The sequence below is a fragment of the Rhizobium sp. ERR 942 genome, from assembly GCF_007828395.1.
Classification (GTDB): Bacteria; Pseudomonadota; Alphaproteobacteria; order Rhizobiales; family Rhizobiaceae; genus Rhizobium; species Rhizobium dioscoreae.
This window is the reverse complement of sequence record NZ_VIUA01000001.1, coordinates 198,535-222,118: the sequence shown is the minus strand read 5'-3', so window position 1 is coordinate 222,118 and position 23,584 is coordinate 198,535. Positions and strand designations below refer to the sequence as shown.

22 protein-coding genes and 1 tRNA gene are annotated in these 23,584 nt (G+C 58.9%); 13 read left to right on the top strand and 10 right to left on the bottom strand.

Features of this window, described 5'->3' with window-relative positions; translation table 11 throughout:
* The first annotated feature begins 107 nt into the window (after positions 1-107).
* Positions 108-857, top strand: coding sequence for an aminoacyl--tRNA ligase-related protein (locus tag FBZ97_RS01030; RefSeq protein ID WP_145316062.1), 750 nt, complete (start codon positions 108-110; stop codon positions 855-857).
* 64 nt (positions 858-921) lie between these two features.
* Here FBZ97_RS01030 and FBZ97_RS01025 read toward each other — a convergent pair whose 3' ends face one another.
* Together FBZ97_RS01025 and gltB are read right to left on the bottom strand one after the other, a co-directional pair.
* Positions 922-2,376 carry a glutamate synthase subunit beta gene (locus FBZ97_RS01025; protein WP_145316060.1) on the bottom strand — a complete coding sequence of 485 codons (1,455 nt, stop codon included), beginning with the start codon at positions 2,374-2,376 and terminating at the stop codon, positions 922-924.
* Between the two features lie 177 nt (positions 2,377-2,553).
* Positions 2,554-7,278, bottom strand: coding sequence for a glutamate synthase large subunit (gene gltB / locus FBZ97_RS01020; RefSeq protein ID WP_145316058.1), 4,725 nt, complete (start codon positions 7,276-7,278; stop codon positions 2,554-2,556).
* A gap of 567 nt (positions 7,279-7,845) precedes the next feature.
* Here gltB and FBZ97_RS01015 point away from each other — a divergent pair.
* On the top strand, positions 7,846-8,892 hold the full coding sequence (locus FBZ97_RS01015) for a low specificity L-threonine aldolase (RefSeq protein ID WP_145316056.1): 1,047 nt from the start codon (positions 7,846-7,848) through the stop codon (positions 8,890-8,892).
* Positions 8,893-9,264: 372 nt separating this feature from the next.
* Here FBZ97_RS01015 and FBZ97_RS01010 read toward each other — a convergent pair whose 3' ends face one another.
* Entirely contained in the window at positions 9,265-10,122 is an 858-nt protein-coding gene (locus FBZ97_RS01010) for a LysR family transcriptional regulator (RefSeq protein ID WP_145316054.1), read from the bottom strand.
* A gap of 108 nt (positions 10,123-10,230) precedes the next feature.
* Between FBZ97_RS01010 and FBZ97_RS01005 the strand changes: the two genes are divergently transcribed.
* The 3 genes from FBZ97_RS01005 (at position 10,231) to FBZ97_RS00995 (ending at position 12,461) form a co-directional block, all read left to right on the top strand.
* Complete coding sequence (locus FBZ97_RS01005; protein ID WP_113330496.1) at positions 10,231-11,256, top strand: bile acid:sodium symporter family protein; 1,026 nt, start codon at positions 10,231-10,233, stop codon at positions 11,254-11,256.
* 87 nt (positions 11,257-11,343) lie between these two features.
* Complete coding sequence (locus FBZ97_RS01000) at positions 11,344-12,045, top strand: hypothetical protein (RefSeq protein ID WP_145316053.1); 702 nt, start codon at positions 11,344-11,346, stop codon at positions 12,043-12,045.
* A complete protein-coding gene (locus FBZ97_RS00995) occupies positions 12,042-12,461 on the top strand; it encodes a hypothetical protein (protein ID WP_145316051.1) in 420 nt (139 codons plus the stop codon). The genes FBZ97_RS01000 and FBZ97_RS00995 overlap by 4 nt, the downstream gene beginning before the upstream one ends.
* Positions 12,462-12,614: 153 nt before the next feature.
* Here FBZ97_RS00995 and FBZ97_RS00990 read toward each other — a convergent pair whose 3' ends face one another.
* Positions 12,615-13,079 carry an Hsp20 family protein gene (locus FBZ97_RS00990; protein ID WP_113389195.1) on the bottom strand — a complete coding sequence of 155 codons (465 nt, stop codon included), beginning with the start codon at positions 13,077-13,079 and terminating at the stop codon, positions 12,615-12,617.
* Between the two features lie 353 nt (positions 13,080-13,432).
* Complete coding sequence (locus FBZ97_RS00985; protein ID WP_113389196.1) at positions 13,433-13,849, bottom strand: DUF2000 domain-containing protein; 417 nt, start codon at positions 13,847-13,849, stop codon at positions 13,433-13,435.
* Between the two features lie 130 nt (positions 13,850-13,979).
* Here FBZ97_RS00985 and FBZ97_RS00980 point away from each other — a divergent pair, with 130 nt between their 5' ends.
* The 3 genes from FBZ97_RS00980 to FBZ97_RS00970 all read left to right on the top strand — a co-directional run bounded on the left by FBZ97_RS00980 (position 13,980) and on the right by FBZ97_RS00970 (position 16,762).
* On the top strand, positions 13,980-14,459 hold the full coding sequence (locus tag FBZ97_RS00980) for an Lrp/AsnC family transcriptional regulator (RefSeq protein ID WP_113330579.1): 480 nt from the start codon (positions 13,980-13,982) through the stop codon (positions 14,457-14,459).
* A gap of 129 nt (positions 14,460-14,588) precedes the next feature.
* Positions 14,589-15,656, top strand: coding sequence for a cyclic nucleotide-gated ion channel (locus FBZ97_RS00975; RefSeq protein WP_145316049.1), 1,068 nt, complete (start codon positions 14,589-14,591; stop codon positions 15,654-15,656).
* Between the two features lie 167 nt (positions 15,657-15,823).
* Positions 15,824-16,762 carry a LysR family transcriptional regulator gene (locus tag FBZ97_RS00970; protein ID WP_145316047.1) on the top strand — a complete coding sequence of 313 codons (939 nt, stop codon included), beginning with the start codon at positions 15,824-15,826 and terminating at the stop codon, positions 16,760-16,762.
* Here FBZ97_RS00970 and FBZ97_RS00965 read toward each other — a convergent pair.
* Positions 16,713-17,447 carry an SDR family oxidoreductase gene (locus FBZ97_RS00965; protein ID WP_145316046.1) on the bottom strand — a complete coding sequence of 245 codons (735 nt, stop codon included), beginning with the start codon at positions 17,445-17,447 and terminating at the stop codon, positions 16,713-16,715. The genes FBZ97_RS00970 and FBZ97_RS00965 overlap by 50 nt on opposite strands.
* Before the next feature lie 224 nt (positions 17,448-17,671).
* Between FBZ97_RS00965 and FBZ97_RS00960 the strand changes: the two genes are divergently transcribed.
* A complete protein-coding gene (locus FBZ97_RS00960) occupies positions 17,672-18,646 on the top strand; it encodes an alpha/beta hydrolase (RefSeq protein WP_145316044.1) in 975 nt (324 codons plus the stop codon).
* 3 nt (positions 18,647-18,649) lie between these two features.
* On the opposite strand, the gene hisN is transcribed toward FBZ97_RS00960, so the two are convergent.
* The 3 genes from hisN to FBZ97_RS00945 form a co-directional block, all read right to left on the bottom strand.
* The gene (hisN, locus tag FBZ97_RS00955; RefSeq protein ID WP_113420212.1) at positions 18,650-19,423 is read right to left on the bottom strand and encodes a histidinol-phosphatase; all 774 of its coding nucleotides are present in this window, start codon (positions 19,421-19,423) and stop codon (positions 18,650-18,652) included.
* A gap of 295 nt (positions 19,424-19,718) precedes the next feature.
* Positions 19,719-20,174, bottom strand: coding sequence for a YcxB family protein (locus tag FBZ97_RS00950; RefSeq protein ID WP_145316042.1), 456 nt, complete (start codon positions 20,172-20,174; stop codon positions 19,719-19,721).
* A gap of 146 nt (positions 20,175-20,320) precedes the next feature.
* Positions 20,321-21,205 (bottom strand): N-formylglutamate amidohydrolase, encoded by an 885-nt coding sequence (locus FBZ97_RS00945; RefSeq protein ID WP_069613332.1) that lies wholly within the window; start codon positions 21,203-21,205, stop codon positions 20,321-20,323.
* Between the two features lie 287 nt (positions 21,206-21,492).
* Here FBZ97_RS00945 and cpdR1 point away from each other — a divergent pair, with 287 nt between their 5' ends.
* A complete protein-coding gene (cpdR1, locus tag FBZ97_RS00940; RefSeq protein WP_004117561.1) occupies positions 21,493-21,855 on the top strand; it encodes a response regulator CpdR1 in 363 nt (120 codons plus the stop codon).
* A gap of 84 nt (positions 21,856-21,939) precedes the next feature.
* Positions 21,940-22,014 (top strand) — tRNA-Val (locus FBZ97_RS00935).
* A 139-nt stretch (positions 22,015-22,153) separates the two neighbouring features.
* Here the strand turns inward: FBZ97_RS00935 and FBZ97_RS00930 are convergent.
* Positions 22,154-22,465, bottom strand: coding sequence for a hypothetical protein (locus FBZ97_RS00930; RefSeq protein ID WP_113389199.1), 312 nt, complete (start codon positions 22,463-22,465; stop codon positions 22,154-22,156).
* 213 nt (positions 22,466-22,678) lie between these two features.
* Between FBZ97_RS00930 and FBZ97_RS00925 the strand changes: the two genes are divergently transcribed.
* The gene (locus tag FBZ97_RS00925) at positions 22,679-22,924 is read left to right on the top strand and encodes a hypothetical protein (RefSeq protein WP_069613279.1); all 246 of its coding nucleotides are present in this window, start codon (positions 22,679-22,681) and stop codon (positions 22,922-22,924) included.
* A gap of 177 nt (positions 22,925-23,101) precedes the next feature.
* The gene (locus FBZ97_RS00920; RefSeq protein WP_145316040.1) at positions 23,102-23,572 is read left to right on the top strand and encodes a hypothetical protein; all 471 of its coding nucleotides are present in this window, start codon (positions 23,102-23,104) and stop codon (positions 23,570-23,572) included.
* Positions 23,573-23,584 lie beyond the last annotated feature (12 nt).

The following is a 23,584-nucleotide window of genomic DNA, read 5'->3' as shown; positions in this document are numbered from 1 at the left end:
GGTCTCCGCGTCCAGTCGTGACAGCCGGAGGCGTTGATGCGTCCGGCGGCTGCTGGACGTAAAGCCCTCAACCTCAAGACTTCAACGTTGCCCATGGAGAATGGCACGTGCTCAATATCTATAACGTCAATTCGCTCGTTCACTGGGAAGAGCGGGACATTAAACTGCGCGACGATTTCATCCGCTTCTTTTCCGATGAAGTCGCGAACTTCCTGCGATCGGCAAATCCCGCCTGGAGTATGCGAAGGGTCGAAGCACCGACCCTGATGCCGCGAAGCCTCGTCTCGAATGCCTATTCCAATTCGGACATATGGGTGCAGGAGCGAATGTCGAACACCGAGACCGAACTTGTGCTGCGGCCGGAAACGACATCTTCAACCTATGCCTACATGCAGCATCTTCTCGGAAACCATTCCAGAACAAGGCTGCCACTATGCGTCTGGCAGGCGGGAAAATCCTATCGCCGGGAACAGGACCAACCGAGCAAGCATGTGCGGCTCAAGGAGTTCTGGCAGCTCGAATTCCAATGCGCCTTCACCACCGATAGCGGCAACGATTATCACTCTGCCTCCCTTGAACCGGTCCGCCGGATGATCGCCTCGGTCGTCCATCTGCCGACACGGATCGCCCCATCCGATCGGCTTCCGGCCTATTCCGAGGTGACGATGGATATCGAGGTCGATAACGGCGATAAATGGATGGAGGTCTGCTCGATCTCGAAACGCACGGATTTCCCTCAGCGCTACCGCAGCCAGCCGAAGAAGGGGGCCGCGATAGACCATGACGTCACGGTGCTCGAAATCGCCATCGGCCTCGATCGCTGCATCTACAACTGGAATATTGCCGCAAGCCGTTAACGACAAAGGCCGGATTCATCGAGAACCCGGCCTTCAATAACTTTGCGCGAACGGACAGCGAAACTTAGTTCGGCAGAACCGTCGAACCCATCAGAGCCTCGTCGATCGCGCGGGCGGCCTGACGGCCCTCGCGGATCGCCCAGACCACCAGCGACTGGCCGCGGCGGACGTCACCGGCTGTCCAGAACTTGTCGATCGAAGTCTTGTAGTCCTTGTCATTGGCAACGACGTTCGTCGAGCCGCGGCGGTCGGTATTCAACGTCAGCTTGCCGTCAAGTTCCTTGAGCACGCTGTCGGTGAACGGACCGCGGAAGCCGATGGCGATGAAGGCGAGGTCGGCGCGGATGACGAATTCCGTGCCGGCGATCGGCTTGCGGCGCTCATCCACTTCGCAGCACTTCACGCCCGTCAGCACGCCATCTTCGCCGATGAATTCCAACGTTGCGACCTGGAATTCGCGAACCGCGCCTTCGGCCTGCGAGGACGAGGTGCGCATCTTCGTTGCCCAGAACGGCCAAACGGCGAGCTTGTCTTCCTTCTCCGGCGGTTGCGGCCGAATGTCGAGCTGGGTCACCTTCACCGCGCCCTGGCGGAATGCCGTGCCGACGCAGTCGGATGCCGTATCGCCGCCGCCGACGACGACGATGTGCTTTCCGCCAGCCAGGATCGGATCGGCGGGCCAGCCAACGCTGTCGATGTTTTCGCGGCCGACGCGGCGGTTCTGCTGCACGAGATAGGGCATGGCGTCATGGACGCCTGCCAGCGTCGTGCCGGGAATGCCGGCTTCGCGCGGGGTTTCCGAGCCGCCGCAATAGAGCACGGCATCGTGCTCCGCCAGAAGCTGCTCGACCTTGACATCGACGCCGACATTGACGCCGCAATGGAAGGTGACGCCCTCGCCCTTCATCTGCTCGACGCGGCGATCGATGAAGTTCTTCTCCATCTTGAAGTCCGGGATACCATAGCGCAGCAGGCCGCCGGGCTTGCTTTCGCGCTCATAGACATGGACGTCGTGACCGGCGCGGCCGAGCTGCTGGGCGGCTGCCATGCCGGCAGGGCCAGAGCCGATGATCGCGACCTTCTTGCCCGTATGCACGGTTGCCGGCTGCGGGCGGATGAAGCCCAGCTCATAGGCCTTGTCGGCAATCGCCTGCTCAACAGTCTTGATGGCGACCGGCGCATCTTCCAGGTTCAGCGTGCATGCTTCCTCGCAGGGTGCGGGGCAGACGCGGCCGGTGAATTCCGGGAAGTTGTTGGTCGAATGCAGGTTATGGATCGCCTGTTCCCAATTGTTGTTGTAGACGAGGTCGTTCCAATCGGGGATCTGGTTGTGCACGGGGCAGCCGGTCGGGCCGTGGCAATAGGGAATGCCACAGTCCATGCAGCGAGCTGCCTGTTTCTGCACTTCCTGGTCCGACATGGGGATCGTGAATTCACGGAAATGCCGGATGCGATCCGACGCCGGCTGATACTTCGCCACCTGCCGGTCGATTTCCAAGAAGCCTGTTACCTTGCCCATGCTTTCGTTTCCTCACTCTAAAAGAGGAGCTCATGGCTCCCGTGCCTGAGGGTCATTTCGGTTTCCCTGTCCGGCACTTTAATTCAAATCCGATTCCGCTATTCGACAGTCGCGATCGCCATGATGGCGATCGCAATGCGAGGCGAAACCCTCGGCTGGTTTCAGAACCGGGACGGATTATTCCGCCGCCACGCTCATCCGGCTACGTTCCATTTCCTCAAGGGCACGGCGGTACTCGACCGGCATGACCTTGCGGAATTTCGGGCGGTAGTCGGCCCAGTGATCGAGGATCTCCTTTGCTCGCGTCGAGCCGGTATAGTGGACGTGGTTCGAAATCAGCTGGAAGAGGCGCTCTTCATCATGGCGTGTCATGTCATCGGAGACGTCGACGCGTCCCTTGTGCATGATGTCGCCACCGTGATGATGCAGCTTCTCCAGCAGCTCGTCTTCCTCCGGAACCGGCTCCAGCTCGACCATCGCCATGTTGCAGCGACGGGCGAAATCGCCCTTTTCGTCGAGAACATAGGCCACGCCGCCCGACATGCCGGCCGCGAAGTTGCGGCCGGTTTCGCCGAGCACGACGACGACGCCGCCGGTCATATATTCGCAGCCGTGGTCGCCCACGCCTTCGACGACGGCGATCGCGCCGGAGTTTCTGACTGCGAAGCGCTCGCCCGCGACACCGCGGAAGTAGCACTCGCCCTCGGTCGCGCCGTAAAGCACGGTATTGCCGACGATGATCGAATTCTCAGCAACGATCTTCGAATTTTCGGGCGGACGGATGATGATGCGGCCGCCCGAAAGGCCCTTGCCGACATAGTCATTGCCGTCGCCGATGAGGTTGAAGGTGACGCCGCGTGCGAGGAACGCGCCGAAGGACTGACCGGCGGTGCCCCTCAGGGTAACGTTGATCGTGTCGTCCTTCAGGCCGCGGTGGCCGTAACGCTTGGCAACAGCACCCGACAGCATGGCGCCGGCCGAACGGTCGACGTTCTTGATGTCGACTTCAAAGGCAACCGGTGTCTTCGAAGAGAGCGCCGGCTCGGCCTTCTCGATCAGCTTGCGGTCGAGAATGTCGTCGATCGGGTGCTTCTGCACTGTCGTCCAGTAGGTCTCTTCCTTCGGCGCATCGACCTTGTGGAAGATACGGCTGAAATCGAGGCCCTTGGCCTTCCAGTGGGCGAGCATGTCGTCCTTCTCCAGAAGCTCGGAAGCGCCGATGATATCATCCAGCTTGGCAACGCCGAGCGAGGCCAGGATCTCACGCACTTCTTCCGCCACGAAGAAGAAGTAGTTGATGACATGCTCCGGCGTGCCCTTAAAGCGCTTGCGCAGGACTGGGTCCTGGGTGGCAACACCAACCGGACAGGTGTTGAGGTGGCACTTGCGCATCATGATGCAGCCGGCCGCGATTAGCGGCGCGGTGGCGAAGCCGAATTCGTCAGCACCGAGCAGCGCGCCGATAATGACATCGCGGCCGGTCTTCAGGCCGCCATCCACCTGCAGGGCGATGCGCGAGCGCAGCCCGTTCAGGACCAGCGTCTGCTGGGTCTCGGCAAGGCCGATCTCCCAGGGAGAACCGGCATGCTTGAGGGAGGTCAGCGGCGAAGCGCCGGTGCCGCCATCATAGCCCGAGATGGTAATGTGGTCGGCGCGCGCCTTGGCAACGCCGGCAGCAACCGTGCCGACGCCGACTTCAGAGACGAGCTTGACCGATACATCCGAAGTCGGGTTGACGTTCTTCAGATCGTAGATCAGCTGTGCCAGATCTTCGATCGAATAGATGTCATGGTGCGGCGGCGGCGAAATCAGGCCGACGCCCGGTGTGGAATGCCTGGTCTTGGCAACCGTCGCATCGACCTTGTGGCCGGGCAGCTGGCCGCCTTCGCCGGGCTTGGCACCCTGCGCGACCTTGATCTGCAGCACATCGGCATTGACCAGATATTCGGTCGTCACGCCGAAACGGCCGGAGGCGATCTGCTTGATAGCGGAACGTTCCGGGTTCGGCGAGCCGTCGAAGAGCGGCATGTAGCGGTCGGCTTCCTCGCCACCTTCACCGGTATTCGACTTGCCGCCGATGCGGTTCATGGCGATGGCCAGCGTCGTATGCGCCTCGCGACTGATGGAGCCGAAGGACATGGCGCCCGTCGAGAAGCGCTTGACGATATCGGCGGCCGGCTCAACCTCGTCGATCGAGATCGGCTTGCGGCCGAGCGCTTCCGCACCCCTAATCTTGAAGAGGCCGCGGATCGTGTTCATCCGGAGCGCCGACTCGTTCACCATCTCGGAGAATTCGCGATAGCGGTCCTCGGCATTCCCACGCACGGCGTGCTGAAGGGCCGCAACAGCGTCCGGCGTCCAGGCGTGGCTTTCGCCGCGCATGCGGTAGGCATATTCGCCGCCGATGTCGAGCGTGCTTGCCAGCAACGGATCGCGGCCGAAAGCAGCCTTGTGGCGGGAGACGGTTTCCTCGGCGATCGTCTCGAGACCAATGCCTTCGATCATCGTCGCGGTGCCGAAGAAATACTTGTCGACCAGCTCCTGCTGCAGGCCCACAGCATCGAAGATCTGCGCGCCGCAATAGGATTGATAGGTCGAAATGCCCATCTTCGACATGACCTTGAGGATGCCTTTGCCGACAGCCTTGATGTAGCGGTAGACGACTTCGGTCGCGTCCACTTCCTTCGGGAATTCGCCACGCTGATGCATATCAAGCAGCGTGTCGAAGGCGAGATAGGGGTTGATCGCTTCCGCGCCGTAGCCGGCCAGCAGGCAGAAATGATGCACTTCACGCGGCTCGCCGGTTTCGACGACGATACCGACCGAGGTGCGCAGACCCTTGCGGATCAGGTGATGATGCACGGCAGCGGTCGCCAGCAGCGCCGGGATCGCGATGCGGTCCGGTCCGATCTGGCGGTCTGACAGCACGATAATGTTGTAGCCACCGCGAACGGCCGCTTCCGCCCGCTCGCAGAGACGGTCGAGCATCTCGGGCATGCCTTCGGCGCCGCGTTCGACATCATAGGTGAAGTCGAGCGTCTTGGTGTCGAAGCGATCCTCAGTGTGACCGATCGAGCGGATCTTTTCGAGATCGCCGTTGGTCAGGATCGGCTGGCGCACTTCCAGACGCTTGGCGTTGGCCATGCCGGTATGATCGAGCAGGTTCGGACGGGGGCCGATGAACGACACCAGGCTCATGACCAGCTCTTCGCGGATCGGGTCGATTGGCGGGTTCGTCACCTGCGCGAAGTTCTGCTTGAAGTAGGTATAGAGTAGCTTCGGCTTGTCCGACATCGCCGAGATCGGCGTATCCGTGCCCATGGAACCGACGGCTTCCTGCCCCGTCGTCGCCATCGGCGACATCAGGAGCTTGGTGTCTTCAGCCGTGTAGCCGAAGGCCTGCTGGCGGTCGAGCAGCGACACGTCGCGGCGCAGCGCCCGCGGCTCCACAGGCTTCAGGTCTTCCAGGATCAGCTGCGTGCGGTTCAGCCAGCTGCGATAAGGATGCTTGCCTGATAGTTCCGACTTCACCTCGTCGTCGGAGATGATACGGCCCTTTTCCATGTCGATCAGCAGCATCTTGCCCGGCTGCAGGCGCCACTTCTGGATGATCTTCTCTTCCTCGACAGGCAGAACGCCGGCCTCGGACGCCATGATGATGCGGTCGTCGCTGGTGACGAGATAGCGGGCTGGACGCAGGCCGTTACGGTCGAGCGTCGCGCCGATCTGCTTGCCATCGGTGAAGGCGACGGCGGCCGGGCCATCCCATGGCTCCATCAGGGCGGCATGATACTCGTAGAACGCCTTGCGTTCCGGCGCCATCAGCTGGTTGCCGGCCCAAGCTTCGGGGATGAGCATCATCATGGCATGCGCCAGTGAGTATCCGCCGCGCACGAGGAACTCGAGCGCGTTGTCGAAACAGGCGGTGTCCGACTGACCTTCATAAGAGATCGGCCAGAGCTTGGAGATATCCTCGCCGAAGAGCGGCGAAGAGACCGAAGCCTGGCGTGCCGCCATCCAGTTGACGTTGCCGCGCAGCGTGTTGATTTCGCCGTTATGCGCGACCATGCGGTAGGGATGGGCAAGCTTCCATGACGGGAAAGTGTTGGTCGAGAAACGCTGGTGCACGAGCGCAACCGCCGTTTCGAAACGCGGATCGGAGAGGTCCTTATAATAGGCGCCCACCTGATAGGCGAGGAACATGCCCTTGTAGACGATGGTCGAGCTTGACAGCGACACGGGATAGAAGCTGCTCTCCTCGCCCTCGTATTCCGCATAGATGCGATTGGAGATCACCTTGCGCAGGGTGAAGAGGCGGCGCTCGAATTCCTCGTTCGTGCCGGCATCGCGGCCGGCGCCGATGAAGACCTGCACATGATGCGGCTCGGTGGCGGCAATATCGGGCGCCTTCGACAGGGAGGAGTTGTCGACCGGCACGTCGCGGAAGCCGAGCAGCACCTGGCCCTCTTCGGCAACGACCTGCGTGATCGCAGTCTTGAAATGCTCGATCAGCGCTTCGTCACGCGGCAGGAAGAAATGGCCGACGCCATATTCGCCCGCCTTCGGGAGGATGACACCCTGCTTCGCCATCTCCTCACGGAAGAAGCGATCGGGAATCTGAACGAGAATGCCCGCGCCATCGCCCATCAGCGGATCTGCGCCGACAGCACCACGATGCGTCAGGTTTTCGAGAATGAACAGGCCGTCGCGCACGATCTGGTGCGACTTCTGGCCCTTCATATGCGCGACGAAGCCGACGCCGCAGGCGTCATGCTCGTTGCGCGGATCGTAAAGGCCCTGTTTCGGCGGGATGCCGACAGCGCGTTTCGACGTCTTGGCCGTAGCGGCAGCATTCACTGCAGCAGTCTGGTCAAAACTCGTCAACGTCGTCCTGTTCGTCATGGTCTTCCCTCCGGTAAGGCCCGCGTCGCGGGCGCTCCTTCGTCCCGCGCGGTCCGTTTCCGGGGCCGACGCGCGACAGCGCTGTTGCATTGTGAAGATCCGGCCGCGAACCGCAGCTCCTTTAAGTGGAGCCCGTCGTCAGCGTTCCGCGCCCTGCTATTCCACCGCCGCATTGCCCGCGCCTCAAAAGGCTTGAAAGGGCATGCTCTTGGTAACTATAGCTCGAAATCCCGACATCGTCAGGACCCTGGGGGCACATCTTCGGCCTCGGCGGCCAAAATAGGACAGCAACCCTGTCCTAATTCATCAGCTCTATGCCAGAAAGCTTACGCCTTCGCAAGAGCAAAACGGCAAAATTTCGTCAACGAAAGACGGAAGATTGCCTTTGTTGCAGGAATAGAGCAATAAAGTTTCGCTGCGGCGCATCATTTTATTTGTTGATTGCGTCAATCAATTTCTGTGATGCATTCTTCAAACTCATACTCTTGATAGGTTTTTGCATTGGCGTAATGTCCGGCCAACCCTATCTAATCCAGCCGCAATTCAATCTTCATCTGGTGCATTTTCATGTTCTTTGCTTCCGATAACTGGGCCGGCGCCCATCCCAAAGTCGCCGAACGTCTGCTCGCCGCATCGAGTGGTTTTGCCTCCGCCTACGGCACAAGCGAGCTCGACCAGCGTGTCGAAGCCAGATTCTCCGAGATCTTCGAGCGCGAGGTCGCGGTCTTCTTTGTCGCAACCGGTACAGCCGCCAATTCGCTGTCGCTTGCCAGCGTCCAGAAACCGGGCGGCATCAGCTTCTGCCATACCGAGGCGCATGTCGCCGAAGACGAATGCGGTGCTCCTGACTTCTTCAGCGGCGCACGTCTTGCCACCGTCGAAGGCGCTCTCGGTAAGATCGATCCTAAGGCGCTTTCCACCAAGATCGCCCGCTTCCCGCAGGATGCCGTCCATCATGGCCGCGCCGCCGCCGTGACGATCACCCAGGCAACGGAAATCGGCACGGTCTATTCGCTGGATGAGATCGACGCCATCGCCGCCATCGCCAAGGCAAACGGGCTACCGCTGCACATGGATGGCGCGCGTTTCGCCAACGCCCTGGTCGCGCTCGGCACTACGCCTACCGAAATGACATGGAAGCGCGGCGTCGACATTCTTTCCTTCGGCGCCACCAAGAACGGCTGCTGGTGCGCCGAGGCGATCGTCTTCTTCGATCAGGAGAAGGCGAAGGAAATGCATTTCATCCGCAAGCGCGCCGCCCAGCTCTTCTCCAAGTCGCGCTTCATTGCCGCCCAGTTCGACGGCTATTTCCAGGACGACCTCTGGCTCGACCTTGCCCGCCATTCCAACGGGATGGCCGATCGGCTGCGCGCCGGCCTCGAAGAGACCAGCGGCGCTCGTCTCGCCTGGCCGACTGCCTCGAACGAGGTTTTTGCGATCATCCCAAAATCCTCCGCCAAGACTGCAGAAGACAAGGGAGCGAAGTTCTACGAATGGCCAATTCCAGAGTCGCAGCCGGATCTGGTCGGCAGGGATGAAACGCTGATCCGACTCGTGACAAGCTTCGCCACCACCGAAGCCGATGTGGCGAATTTCCTCGCCTGCCTGAACTGACCCGCAAGAAAAAGAGCGCCGGAGCCGGCTTCCGGACCGGACGGCGCTCGCAATAGCGGCAAAAAGTCAGTTTTGATTCCGATGGGCGATCATTGCGAAGTTCGATAGATCGTCGCGGTCGGACGCCGGTGCATGATGTACGATCATCGTCATTGCCACGACGCAGGCGACAAGTCCGGAAATGAAGATGGCACCATATGTCATCGGAACGGCTATCCCCCCGCAACTCCCCCATCGCCACCGGAGATAGCAGAATAAGCTGACTTCCGCCTGAAAACGGGCGCAACAATAAATCAGCCGGCAAAATAAATCCGGATCTCATCTGCATGATGGGAAACGGCTTTTAACGATAGCTGATAGACGATTTCGTTGTCAGCTTGATCGGGGCCCCCGCACCTTGGAGAGTATGTCGCCAGAGAGCGCACTAACCAGAAGTTGGTCCGCGCCCTTGCGCGGCACGAGCACGAACTCCACGTCCTCAAGGACGGGTAGCCAGCCCGGGGCTATCTCGATCAATCCAGCGGGAGCCATGCTTTTCGGCTGCACGAGAACACCCATGCCGGCGCGCGCTGCTGCGGTCAGGCCACTCAGGCTGCCGCATGTGCAGACGATGCGCCACGGCATCTGCTGTCGACGCAGCGCCTCTAGCGCGACCGCACGCGTGACACTTGGGGTGGGAAAGGCGATCAGCGGCAATGGCCCCGCAAGCTTGCGGATGCGATCCGGGTCGCGGGCCAGCCAGACCAGCGGCTCGCGGTAGACGAGCTTGCCTCTCGCGTCGCCGAGCCTGCGCTTGGCAAGCACCAGATCGAGATCGCCATTGTCCTGCATTTCATAAAGCACGCCGCTAAGCGCGACCGTCAGCTCGAGATCAACGGAAGGATGCGAACGCACGAATTCCTCCAATACGTCCGGGAGCTGGCTGGTGACGAAATCCTCGGAAACTCCAAGCCGGAGATTGCCGCGCAGGCTGTTGCCGGCAAAAAGCTGACGCACCTCCCCTTCGATCGACAGCATCTGGCGCGCATGGCCGAGCAGCGCCTCGCCATCGCCAGTCAGGACGACACGGTGCGTGTCACGCGCCAAAAGTTTTCGCCCCAATTCGGCTTCCAGCCGCTGTATATGTTGGCTGACCGTTGACTGCCCGAGTCCCAGCCGCTCGGCCGCGAGCGTGAAACTGCCCATCTGCTCGACGGCGACGAAGCTGCGCAGCTGTGTGAGGTCAAGCATGGGCTTATCCTATATCGCGATAACTGTTATTCCTTGCATCGTGGATCACAATAGGTCTATCTGCAAGGAGTCATCATCAAGACTTGCAATGCGATTGGGGTAGGCACGATGCGCCGCTTTCTTCCAGACACCTTCACCATGCTGCTGGTGCTCACCGTCCTGACGGCATCGTTCTTTCCGGTGCAGGGGGCCAGCGCTCACTATTTCGGCATTGCCACCAACTTCGCCATCGGCCTGCTGTTCTTCCTCCATGGCGCGCGCCTCTCGCGCGATGTCGTCATCGCCGGTCTGCTGCACTGGCGGCTGCACCTCGTCATCCTGCTGACGACCTTCGGAATCTTCCCGCTGCTGGTGCTGGCCATGGGCCATATCGTTCCGAACAGCATCCTTCCCGTATCGCTCTATACCGGCATGCTGTTTTTGAGCGTGCTGCCTTCGACCGTGCAGTCTTCGATCGCCTTCACCTCCATCGCCGGCGGCAATGTGCCGGCTGCGATCTGCTCCGCGTCCGCCTCCAATATCTTCGGCATGTTCCTGACGCCGCTGCTCGTCGGCATCCTGTTTTCGGTCGGCGGCCAGGGCGGTGGCTTTTCCTGGGATGTTCTGTGGCAGATCATGCTGCAGCTGCTCGCCCCATTCATCGCCGGCCAGCTGCTGCAGCCATGGATCGGCGACTGGATCCGTTCGAAGAAAAAGATCCTGATGCCGGTCGATCGCGGCTCGATCCTCATGGTCGTCTATTCCGCCTTCAGCGAGGCTGTGGTGGAAGGGCTGTGGCATACCTTCTCCGTCCTCGACATCGTCACGGTCATCATCGCGAACATGGTGCTTCTGGCAATGGTGATCTGCATCACCATGTTCGGCAGCCGTGCCCTCGGTTTTGAAAAGGCTGACGAGATCACCATCACCTTCTGCGGTTCGAAGAAGTCGCTGGCAAGCGGTGTACCGATGGCCAACGTCATCTTCGCCGGCCAGAGTATCGGCGCCATCGTGCTGCCGCTCATGCTGTTCCATCAGATCCAGCTGATGACCTGCGCCGTGCTTGCCCAGAAATATGCCGATGCCGCCAAGCGGCGCGAGGCTGCGAAAGCAAAGTCGGGCGCAAAGTCCGGCGAAGCGACAAACGCGGCCTGACGGCTTAAACCAATCCGACTATAGGTTTAACAGCATGCGGTGATGTTGAACTGTTGACAGCGAATCAACCTGATGGATTATGGCTGCATGAGCAATGATCAATTGATTGGTGTCGGCCTATATACTCCTGCGGAAGCAGGAAAGCTCTTGCGCATCGCACCAACCAAAATTTCACGCTGGCTAAGAGGCCACAATATTAAGGGGAAGTATTATCCGCCTCTTTGGACACCTGAGATTTCGCTTGGTGATGATAGAATATTCCTTGGGTTTCGCGATCTTATGGAAGTGCGTGTAGCGGACGCATTTATCCAAGTCGGAGTGTCAGCAATTAGAGTGCGTGCCGCGATCGAGGTCGCCAGAGACATCATCGGCCGGGACAGACCTTTGTCGACTAATCGCTTCCGAACAGATGGGCGCGAAATTTTCCTCCACATTGTTGAAGAAGACGACGACGGTGAAAGGCGGGAACTTTTACTCAACCTATTTCGCAAGCAATTTGAATTTAATACTATTCTAGATCCCATTCTGAAGACTGTTGATTTTGGCAGCGATGGAAATCCATTGGCTTGGTGGCCAGCAGGCCGGCGACTTAATGTCGTTATCGATCCCGCTCGCTCGTTCGGCCAACCCATAGATGCGTCATCGAGTGTACCAACGGCAGTTCTAGCAGCCGCGGCTAAGCACGATGGCGGAATTCGAAATGCCGCACTGGCATACGACGTATCCGAGACAGCGATCAAAAACGCCATCGAATTTGAAACGATGATGGAACAACGGCTAGCGGCGTGAACGTCTTTTTTGACAATTGCACATCTCCTGTCTTTGCCACCACGTTACACGGTTTTGTTCAACATCAAGGTCACACCGCAGTACATATACGTGATGTACCAGCCCTGCCGAACGGGAGACATTCCACGGACTTGGAGTGGATCGATCTTCTTCGAAAATCTAATGACCAATGGATTTTCATCTCCGGAGATGGACGCGTCTTAAGAAATTCCGCTGAAAGAGCGGCGCTTCGGTCAGCGGGACTTCACGGCTTTATTCTGGCGCCGGCTTACCAGAAGGCGCCACTAAATCAGGTCGCATCCATCTTGATTTGGCGCTGGCCTGAAATATTACAAATTACCAATCTGCTTCAGGCGCCATCCATGCATGAAGTACCAATCAATAAGAGCGCAAAACTTCGCGCGCTCCCGATATGAGAGCTGAGCGCGCAGTAGAATAAAATCAACTGCCAAGCGTACACAAAAGCGGCACCCTGATGGAGCGCCGCTTCTTTTGATCTTGGGAGGATCAGGAGCTTAGCGGCCAGAGACCGCCAGCCCGGCATGACGGTCTCAGACCGTCAGCCGTACTTAGTTGATATGAGCCTCGATGGCCTTCGGGCTTTCCACGGGCTCGGCCGCGATGGAGATACGGCGTGGCTTCATGGCTTCAGGAATGTTGCGCAGCAGGTCGATGTGCAGCAAACCATTCTTCAGTGAAGCAGCCTGAACCTCGACATGGTCGGCAAGCTGGAAACGACGCTCGAAGGCACGCTTGGCGATACCGCGATAGAGATATTCGCTGGTTTCAGCCGGCTCTTCGCTCTTTTCGCCCTTGACCTGAAGGACATGGGCGTGGGCCTCGATGCTCAGTTCCTTTTCATCGAAACCGGCAACGGCCATGGTGATGCGATAGGTGTTCTCACCCGTGCGCTCGATATTGTAGGGCGGATAGGTCTGGGCCTGATCCGGCTGGCCAAGGCTGTCGAGCATGGTGAAGAGACGGTCGAAACCGACGGTGGAACGGTAAAGGGGAGAGAAGTCTACGTGACGCATGGAAGTCCTCCTGTGAGCGACAATTGCGATTTCAATTCTGTCCCATGACCCCACTCTCGGCGGCCCTGGGGACGGTTTCGCAGGCCCGTTTGGCACCCGCGAAAAAGAGATGGGGATCGCTTTTGCGGAGTTCAAGCCCCTGTGCCCGCCTCCCATTTTGCGGAAAATCGCTGCGTGAACCGCAGATGAACGGATGGTTCGGAACCGGTTCAGGCTGGCTGGTCTATCGTCCAAACCATCGGAACACCATCGTCCGATGACTGAAGTGTATCGTCCCTTCTTCTTCAGTCCTTGCTCGGCCGGCGAAGCGGATCTCTCTATCTCCGCAAGCCGGCCTTTTTTCTTAGCGGACACTATCGCAGCAACTTCAGAGAACCAGTCAGCGATTTCACCCACTTCGAAGGGCCGGCCAGCCCAAGACCGTCGATCGCCTCGCCCGCAAGATCGCGATCCGGAAATATCGCCTCATATTCCCTGTAATCGTGCAGCGAGCGGGCAAAGGCAGGAAACGGAACGATTGCGCGGTCGTTTTCGACCGGCAGGGTCTTCAGCAACAGAGATCGTATGGTTTCCGCATCCGCCTGCAGTATCGGAACGGGCATGTTCGAGCTGATGTCGATGGTGCGCTCCTCCCTGTCAGTCAATTGCCTGGCCGCGAGCGCAGGAAACTTTGCGCCCAAGCCGATCGAGATGGCACCGGCGGTGTTGGCGATCAGACCGAGCGGCAATGCCGGATTGATGACGATGGCTAGACGAATATCGGGAAGCATGGAGACCTGCTGCAATTGATAAAAGTGATCGCAGGATATCTCGCGCATCGGGGACAATCTTGCCTTTTATTGCTGCATAATTGGATAATATGGTAGTATCTACCCCGTTTCTGCGGATATACGGTTGGATATGCCTAATTCTCTTGAGCCCATTGATTTGAAGATTCTCGGCGCCCTTCAGAAGGACGGACGCCTGACGAATCAGGCGCTTTCCTCCGAAGTCGGGCTCTCGACGTCGCCATGCTGGCGGCGCGTGCGCCAGCTGGAAGAAACGGGCGTGATCCAGGGTTATACAGCCACCCTCGACAGGCGCCAGATCGGCCTCGGCGTCCTTGCCTTCATTCGGGTGAAGATCGACAGCCATAGCGAGGCGGAAGCCGAGGAATTCTCGCGCGATGTGCTGAAACTCAATGAGGTCGTGGCCTGCTACAGCATCGCCGGGGATGCGGATTTCCTGCTGCAAGTCGTAGCCGCCGATCTCGACAGCTACGCCGATTTCGCCATGGCGGTGGTGCGCCGCCTGCCGCGCATCAAGGAGATGCAGACCACATTCGTGCTGAAGGAAATCAAGCCCTTCAAGGGCTTCCCTCTTGAGGTCAGCCTAAAGTAGCAGCGCAAGGCACAGATTGCCGGGTTGGGCATGGAGGAGACAGCACGTCCCTGCGCTCTTTACGTTTGGATCTAAGCCATCCTATTCTCGGGCGAGTGGCTGCCCCCAGGGTATTGCCCGGGGGATATAATGTCGGCGCTTTCTTTCTCGAAGATTTCCTCATCGCTGAATACGCTTCTGGCTGCAATCGGTCTGCTGACGGTGGCGGTGCTTACGACGCCTGATATCGTCGGACAGACGAGGCTCATCCTGGAAGTCGTGCTTGCTAGCGTCTGGGCCATCTATGTTCTGCAATTGATCGAGACGCTGGTCATACATCGCACAAGGGACGTTCGCGGCAGGATCCCGGAAATCGCCGTCGACATGCTGGCCGTTCTGGTCCCTCTAGTTGCCTTTTTTCTCATCCGAGGGCGCGATCAAAGCCTCTATTGCGCCATCTGGCTTTTGAAGCCGCTGCGGGGTTCGATCTTCTTCCGGCTGCTGGGCAGGGTTTTGACCAAGGAAGCGCGCAACCTGATCGGCGTTACCTCGATTTTTGTCATCGTTCTGTTCGCCGCAGCGCTTGCGGCTTACATCATCGAACGTGACGTCCAGCCTGACAAGTTCGGCAGTATTCCCCTCGCAATGTGGTGGGCCGTAACGACGTTATCGACCACTGGCTATGGTGACGAAATCCCGCAAAGTTTCGCCGGTCGCACCCTTGCCGGGTTGGTCATGATGTGCGGAATCGGCATCTTTGCCTTATGGGCCGGCATTCTCGCCACCGGCTTCTACGAAGAGGTTCGCCGCCAGGACTTCGTGCGCAACTGGCAGCTGGTTGCGGGAGTTCCGCTGTTTCAGAAGCTCGGTTCGGGCGCACTCATCGAGATTGTACGGGCGCTCAGACCCCGTGTGGTGCCGGCCGGTGGCATCATCTGCCGCAAGGGCGAAGCCGGCGACCAGATGTATTTCATCGTCGAGGGCCGCGTCAGCGTCGCGACGCCGAATCCAGTGGAACTTGGTTCCGGCAGCTTCTTCGGCGAGATGGCGCTGATTACTGGCGAGCCCCGCTCGGCAACTGTCAGCGCCGCGACCGAAGTCTCGCTGCTGTCGCTCTATGCATCGGATTTCCAGATGCTATCGAGCAGCAGCCCGGAGATCGCCGAGATCATTCGCCAGACCGCGCTCGAACGGAGAGCGGCGGCACCGAAGGCTTGACGCGATTGGCTTCATGCCGCAGGCACCTCCGAGAGCACAATAAATTGCGGATACTAGCTGCCATCCCGTGGTGCATTGACGTCGATATAACGGATATGGCAGCCTAACGAGTATTGAGCGCCGTCTCCTTATTCGAGGGCGCCTTCACATTGGTTCGGCACGGCTCGATGCACCCCCGATTACTCAAGACATTCCTGGCGGTCGCGCGGAACCGGAACTTCACCCGTGCAGCCGAAGAGGTCCATCTCGCGCAATCGAGCGTAAGCGATCAGATCCAGTCGCTCGAGGCTGAATTGGGCACTGCGCTTTTTATCCGGTCGAGATCGGGCCTGGAGCTGACGGCAGCTGGCGAGGCACTGAAACCCTATGCCGAGGAATTACTGGCAATCGCCTACGAGGCGCGCGCTGCCGTTGAAGCAGTCTCCGCAGCTGCGGCTGGCAAGGTGACGATCGGCGCGCTAGAGACCATTGCTTCCATGAAGCTTCCGCAATGGCTGCCGACCCTTCGGCGCGATCATCACGATATCGATCTGCGTGTTACGATCGCGGGCAGCGGCGATCTATTGCGCAAGCTCGAAGCCGGTGAGATCGACGTCGCCTTCTGCTTTGACAGGGGCGAGGTCGATGAACGCCTCGCAAAGCGAGTGATATCGACGGAGCCGCTGATCCTCATCACCCCTCCCGCACCGGAGGCGTCATCAAAGACGAGCGATCTGGCGGCACTCGCTTCGATGAACTTCGTAGCAACCGAAGACGGCTGCATCTACCGGCACCTGTTCGACAAGGCATTCGAGGCAGCAGGGACGGCAGCACCGAAGCTCGCCGCCGAAGTCGGTAGCATCGGCACCATTGCGCGGCTCGTGGCAGCCGGTACGGGCTCGAGCCTTGTTCCTCGGTTTGCCGTCGCCGACGCACTCCATCGTGGCGAAATCGACGAAATGCCCTGGCCGGGGCCAATGCGGACAGCCTCGCTTGTGATGATCTGGCGGCGCAGGCGTGTTCAGCCGCCGGTTTTGAAGCTGTTCCTGGCTTTCGCAAGCGCCGGCTTTGCGTCCACTAGATCAGCCGATGTCCGCCCTCGACATGCAGTATCGTCCCTGTTGTGAAGGCGTTACCCATCAGGAAGCTGATAGCATCGGCGATGTCTTCCGGTTGTCCCACTCGTCCGACTAACAGCCGTTTTGCCATCGCGCCCAATGCTTCCTCTTTGCGATCACCGGCAACGAACGTCCAGATGGGCGTATCGACCCAGCCAGGTGAAACGGCGTTCACACGAATGGGCGCCAACTCAACGGCGAGTGCGCGAACCAGCCCTTCCAGACCAGCATTGGCGGCAGCGACCACCGACCCTCGTGCGGCCGGACGATAAGCGGCAATGCCTGACGTGAACGTGATGGAGCCAGCGGCGGAGAGTAAAGGCGACCCATATTTCGCAAGCAGCAGCGGACCGTAGAATTTACTGTCCACGACCCTTTGCGCAGCCCTGAGGTCCAATGAAGGCAGCAACTCATAAGCGCCTTCGATATCGGCGGCAGTGCTTACGATATGGTCGAGCCGGCCGATGCGCTCAAACAGATCGGCCACTTGGCTTTCTTGCGCGACATCGACCGTCTCAATGGAAACCAATGGGCTTTGGAGTTCCGCGTAAGCGCGCTGGAGCTTGTCCGTGTTCCGTCCAGCGATAATGACCTCGGCTCCAGCTGCGAGCGCGCGTTTCGCCAGCGCCAATCCCATTCCGGAGCTGCCGCCGACAATAAGAATTCTCGAATTCGCAATTTCAGTGATTGCCATGTCTTCCATTCCAGCAGGTGATGACCATGGCCGAACATTCGCAAAGCTGCGCAAGAAGATGAAACGGAGAAAAACGATAGCGTCATCGGAATCGCCGATGGAAGAGTATCGTCTTGAGAAGCGCGGAATTCGATTGCCGGAACCGCTAACAAACCTGTTGCAATTCCACGAGGCTGCGCTATCCCCTTGGGATGAGCCATTGGTCAGCGAGGCGCGACACCGTCATGGATTCGGTCCTCTATTCCACAGCAGATAATCAGGTGCCGGAAAACCGCACCGAAGGCTTCTTCGAAAGTTTTGACGGCCGCAAGCTGCGCTATGCCGTCTTCCGCTGCGAGCAGCCGGTTGCCAAGGGAACCGTTGTTCTGCTGCAGGGCCGCAACGAGTTCATCGAAAAATATTTCGAGACGATCCGCGACCTCACAGCCAAGGGTCTGTGGGTCGCAACCTTCGACCTGCGCGGCCAGGGTGGATCCGAGCGGCTGCTGAAGGACCCTTTGCGCGGCCATATCCGCCATTTTTCCGATTACGAGCGGGATTTGACCGCCTTCCTCGACAAGATCGTCCTGCCGGATACGCGCCTGCCCTTCTTTCTCCTCGCTCATTCGACGGGCGCGCTGATTGCGCTCTCAGCGGCGCCGAGGCTTGCAAGCCGCATCGAGCGCATGGTGCTGTCGGCTCCCTTCATCGGCTTGACCGGCCATGGCGCCTCCCCTGGTTTTATCCGCTTTCTGTCTGGCGCGGTCAGCGGTGTCGGCCTAGGCCGGATGCAGTTCAGCAAGAAGTTCAAGGAAAGGCCATTTGCTGAAAACCCGTTAACGACGGACGAGCAGCGCTACCGGCGCAACACCGGCATCGGCATCACCTATCCACAGCTTTGCCTGGGGCCGCCGACGGCACGCTGGCTGTCGCAAGCCTTGCGGGCGATCGAACGGGTCAACAGGCCCGAACACCTGTTTTCAATTCAGGTCCCCACTGTCTTGATCGCGCCGACGCGCGACGGCGTGGTGCCCTATGCCGATCAGGAGCGGCTGTCGCGCTATTTCCGCGCCGCACAGCTCGTTCCAATTCACGGCGCCAAGCATGAAATCCTGCAGGAACGGGACATCTATCGCAACCAGGCACTTGCCGCGATCCACGCCTTCATCCCTGGCAGCGACGCCGAGAGCAATGCCTATGAGATCAAAGCGCAAGCTTGATTCTCAGCGCGACAGGACGGCCAAAGCCTGCTCGTAAACGGCTCGGCTGCCGGCTGCAATGATCGTTCCGCCCATTTCCGGTCGGCCGCCATCCCAGGTGGTCATAATGCCGCCGGCCTGCTCGATGACCGGAATGATGCCGCCGACATCGTAGGGTTTCAGCGAATTTTCGATGACGAGATCGATATGGCCGGCCGCAAGCAGCGCATAGGCATAGCAATCGCAGCCATAGCGGAAGAGCCGGACCTGGCTTTCGATCTCGCGATATTTGGCAAGCTCGTCGCCGACGAAGAGATGCGGCGAGGTGGTGAAGAGGATGGCGTTCGAGAGGCTGCCGCAATCGCGGACCTGCAACCGTCTCTCGCCATCAAGGCCCGAATAGGTAGCGCCATTGCTATCGGCAAAATAGCGCTCGCCGGTAAAGGGCTGGTCGATCAGGCCCATGACGGCGCGGCCGTTCTTCTGCAGGCCGATCAGCGTTCCCCAGACCGGGACACCCGAGATGAACGCGCGCGTGCCGTCGATCGGATCGATGACCCAGACATGCTCGCGGTCGAGCCCGACATTGCCATGCTCCTCACCGAGAATGCCATGTTCCGGGAATTCGGCCTCGATCAATGCGCGAATCGCCTGTTCGGCCGCACGGTCCCCTTCCGTCACGGGATCAAAGCCCTTGGCTTCCTTGTTGACCACATCGATGCCGGCACGAAAGCGCGGCAGGGTTTCGGCCTTGGCCGCTTCGGCCAGACGATAGAAGAACGAGCGATCGGGAAGCATGGTGAATCCGGATAAGTGACGGGATGGCGATGTCATAACGCATATAAGTCGTGAAGCAAACCGGATGATGACGCACTGGGCGCAATGCCTGCGGATCAGGCAGGATTTTTAAGTTTGCCTAAATATTTTGCACTGCAATAAAGTGCTTGACATTTGTGCAGCGCAGCAGCAATATCCTCATGCAGTCTTCTGACTGTAAATACCCTCCTTGGGTGTTTCCTCCCTAGACTTAGCCGCGCCACGAGCGCGGTTCTTTTTTTGCCTGACCTACCCTATTTTGCAAAGGAATCCGCATTCACTGCGGTACTGTGGAAGGCACCTTCGATTTCACAAAATCGAGATCATTGCTGTCTGCCGCCTGAGTGGGCAGCGTCATGAACTGGTTGATGGCTGTAAATATCATCCAATAGGTCGGCCGCTGCCAGATTTCGGTAACGGTGGACCAGGGAACGTTGGCCGCCCCCAACTCGGACGCCACGTCAAATCCATCATCATGAAAAGCAAACACCGCCTGTCGCGTCGACATTTTGCGGAACTTTCCAGCCGTATTGCGGTAATGCGCGATCCATAAGACGATAATCATAGCCGGGCAGAGAAGAACGAGACTGCCGAAGACGCCGGTCAGCCATCCGGTGCCATCACTCCAAAGCTGCCAAAGAAAAAGCAGGATTATTGCAATTTCAGCGACCCAGAGGCGCTGATTGACAATCAGCCGCCGCCAGACAAAGGCCGTCACGGCATCGCGTACCATTTCTTCCGTGTAGGTGACAGTGATAGTCCGATGCATCGCCCACCCACTACGCACAGCCTATCGGCAGCTTCGAATTCCGACGTCGCCCATAAAGAGATTTTGCCTGGCCGCGCGTCAATTCGGCAAACTCAACGACGACAAAACGATCATTCGGCGGCCAGCGCCGGATCGCCTGTATAGGATTCCACATGCTCAGCCATGCGCTTCATGAAGAGCGTGATGGCGGCGGCGACCTTGTCGAAATCCGGACGCTTCTCGAGCGTTGTCTCGTCGACATAGAGAGAGCGATTGACCTCGATTTGCAGGGCATGCAGCCCGCGGGATGGGCGGCCGTAATGTTCGGTGATGAAGCCGCCTGCATAGGGCTTGTTGCGCACCGCGTTGAAGCCGAGCTCCTCGAGAATCTGCATGGCCGCGCGCGAAAGCTCGGCGGAGGCGCTGGTGCCGTAGCGGTCGCCGAGGATGAAATCCGGCCGCATGTTGCTGCCGGCGATACGGATATTGCCCGGCATGGAATGACAATCGACCAGCACGCCGAAGCCGAATTTGACATGGGTGCGCGCGATCAGTCGCCGCAGCGTGGCGTGATAAGGCTTGTAGATCGTGTCGATGCGCTTCAGCGCATCTTCTACCGGGACGCGGCGCGCATAGATCTCCATGTTCTCGGCGACGATTCGCGGGATCGTGCCAAGACCGCCGGCGACCCGCAGCGAATTGATGTTCGCATAGGATGGTAGTGCACCGTCGAACATGCGCGGATCAAGCTCGTAGGGCTCGCGATTCACGTCGATATAGGCGCGCGGAAAATTGGCAAACAGTAGCGGCGCACCGAGAGAGCTTGCCGCCGAAAAAAGCTCGTCGACATAATGATCCTCGGAGCGGCGGATGGCGATGCCCTGCAGGCGGGACTGGGCGACGAAATCGGGGGGATAGATGCGACCACTATGAGGCGAGCTGTAGACAAACGGTATCGTCTGGGAGGCCGGCTCCAATACCTCGAAAATCTCGAAACTGCGCATTTCTGCGGACATCAACGTCTTTACCATGTCAACAACTTGTCGCAGTAATCATGTTGCCAGTTGCATGACCGCAAGTCCATAGTAACTTGAGCGAAATGGCCTTAATCCAAAACACCGTATTCGGAATCTCGGAAGCCCGATTAGCGAAAACGCAGGACGTTTTCGTGGAATCCACCTATGCTTCGAACAAATGCTGGAATGGCGCGTTTTGGCTGACCATTCACGGCTTGTTTACGGCGTCGCGGTACCCTAAACGCTGGACGAGTCCAACAAGACAAAGTTGATTAGCGATAGAGATGATGACCCAGAAGATACTTCTTGCCGAAGACGACAACGACATGCGTCGCTTTCTCGTGAAGGCACTCGAAAAAGCCGGCTACAAGGTCTTGTCCTTTGACAATGGAGCCAGCGCTTACGACCGGCTGCGCGAAGAGCCGTTCTCGCTGCTTTTGACTGACATCGTTATGCCCGAGATGGACGGCATCGAGCTGGCGCGGCGCGCCACCGAGCTCGATCCCGACCTGAAGGTGATGTTCATCACCGGCTTTGCCGCCGTCGCTTTGAACCCCGATTCGAAGGCGCCGAAGGATGCCAAGGTCCTTTCCAAGCCTTTCCACCTCCGCGAGCTGGTCGACGAGGTCAACAAACTCCTTGCTGCATAAGGCTTTCGGCGGCCCAGTCACAAAACCGAAAAAAAGCCTATTGACGGCGACCAAGGTTTTGTGATCTATGCGCCGCCATCGGATGGGCGTGTAGCTCAGCGGGAGAGCACTACGTTGACATCGTAGGGGTCACAAGTTCGATCCTTGTCACGCCCACCATCCTAATTCGCTGAAAAGCAAGGCCTTTCGAGAAATCGAAAGGCCTTTTTCATTTCCTGTCGTTTGGCTACATCTGCGCATGTCGCGGAAGTTTTGCATGGGCAAAGTGTTTCGCCAGGCCGCGGCCGTTTGTCGACCGTCAGCGATCCAGAATATGCCGCAGCACCGCCGTCGTCGGGTAGGCATAGACGCCACGATCGACGAAGCCCTGGCGGTAGAGGCAATCCCTGAGAGCCAGCCAGTAGAGTGTGCTGTTCGCATCCGGCGATCCACGCCGCCAGGAATAGGCTTCGGGCTCGCAATGATTGAGAGCCCTGTCATATCTTGCCAGCACCACTGGATCGCTGTCGGCGCGAATGCCGCCATAGTAGGTCTGGTAATTCGAAGGCGCCTCACCGGCAGAGACGCATGCCAGGCTCAAAATCGCTCCCAGCGCTAACATCATTCTCATGTGCTTCGATCTCCAACTAGCTGCGTCCCGAAAAATTCGAGCGCAGGTCGAGAATAGTAGTCTTTTGAAAGATAGCCAATCACATGCTGCTGTTCGCTGCGATTGCGAGTTGAACGGAGCCTGCGACACAAGTTCCCGCCACAAGCCGCTTGACTTCCGGCCGCGCCGTCATCCTACTGTCATATCAGCGCATCGATCATACGGGAGGACGAGATGACGGTGGTGAAGCGGCAGTTCTACAAGAACCACAAGCCCAACGGCGATGAATATATGTTTCACCTCGCCCGCGACACGGAAAGCGGCGAGGTCTACGTCATTCGCCAAGCGGATTATGTCGTCGACGGCGGCAGCGAGAAGAGCATGACCCTTTATGAATTCCTGGCCGGTGGCGGCAATCGCCAGAATGCCCTGCTGCAGTTGATCGGCTCGCTCGTTCCGGAATCGGCGCAGCAACATTAACGCACTTCGCGCAGGGACCGTGGATGGCCTTGCAATAGCGAGATGTGTGACGTCAAACGCTGAAGCGCCCAGTATGAATCCGAGCGATTTCAGCGGGTTTCGGGTTTGCGCCCCGCTTCGGGTTGACTGCCACATTTGGATCGGCGAATTTGCTGGGGCTTGAAAGGAGCCCCACTTATGAGATTCGCAGGCATTGCTTTTGGATTGACCATCTTGGCCGCAACCTCGGCCGGCGCAGTGGATGATTTCCCATCGAAAGGCGTCACCGTCGTTAGTGGAAAATGCTCCAAGCTCGTGGTCGGCAAGCTCGATGCCTCCAAGGGATGCAAGGCCGAAATCGCCAGCGTCACCGGCCCCGATGGATCCGTGACCTTCATCTTCACGTCCGGCGGCAAGATGCTCGGCTTCCAAGGCAACGGCAAGGGCATCAAGGCAGGCAGCCAGAAGGGGACGGCGCAATTGCCGATCGACGTCATCTCGACCGGTGCCGGCGGCAAGATATCGGGCCAGGTCGAAGCCAAGGGCACTTGCACCTTCGCCAATCCCTATGCCGGCAAGCCGATCGCCATCGAATGCTCGGCAAAATCGACCGAGATGAGCTTCAACGGCAGCTTTACTTCCGACGGCAAGACGCCTCGACACAAGTAGCGGTCATTCGCC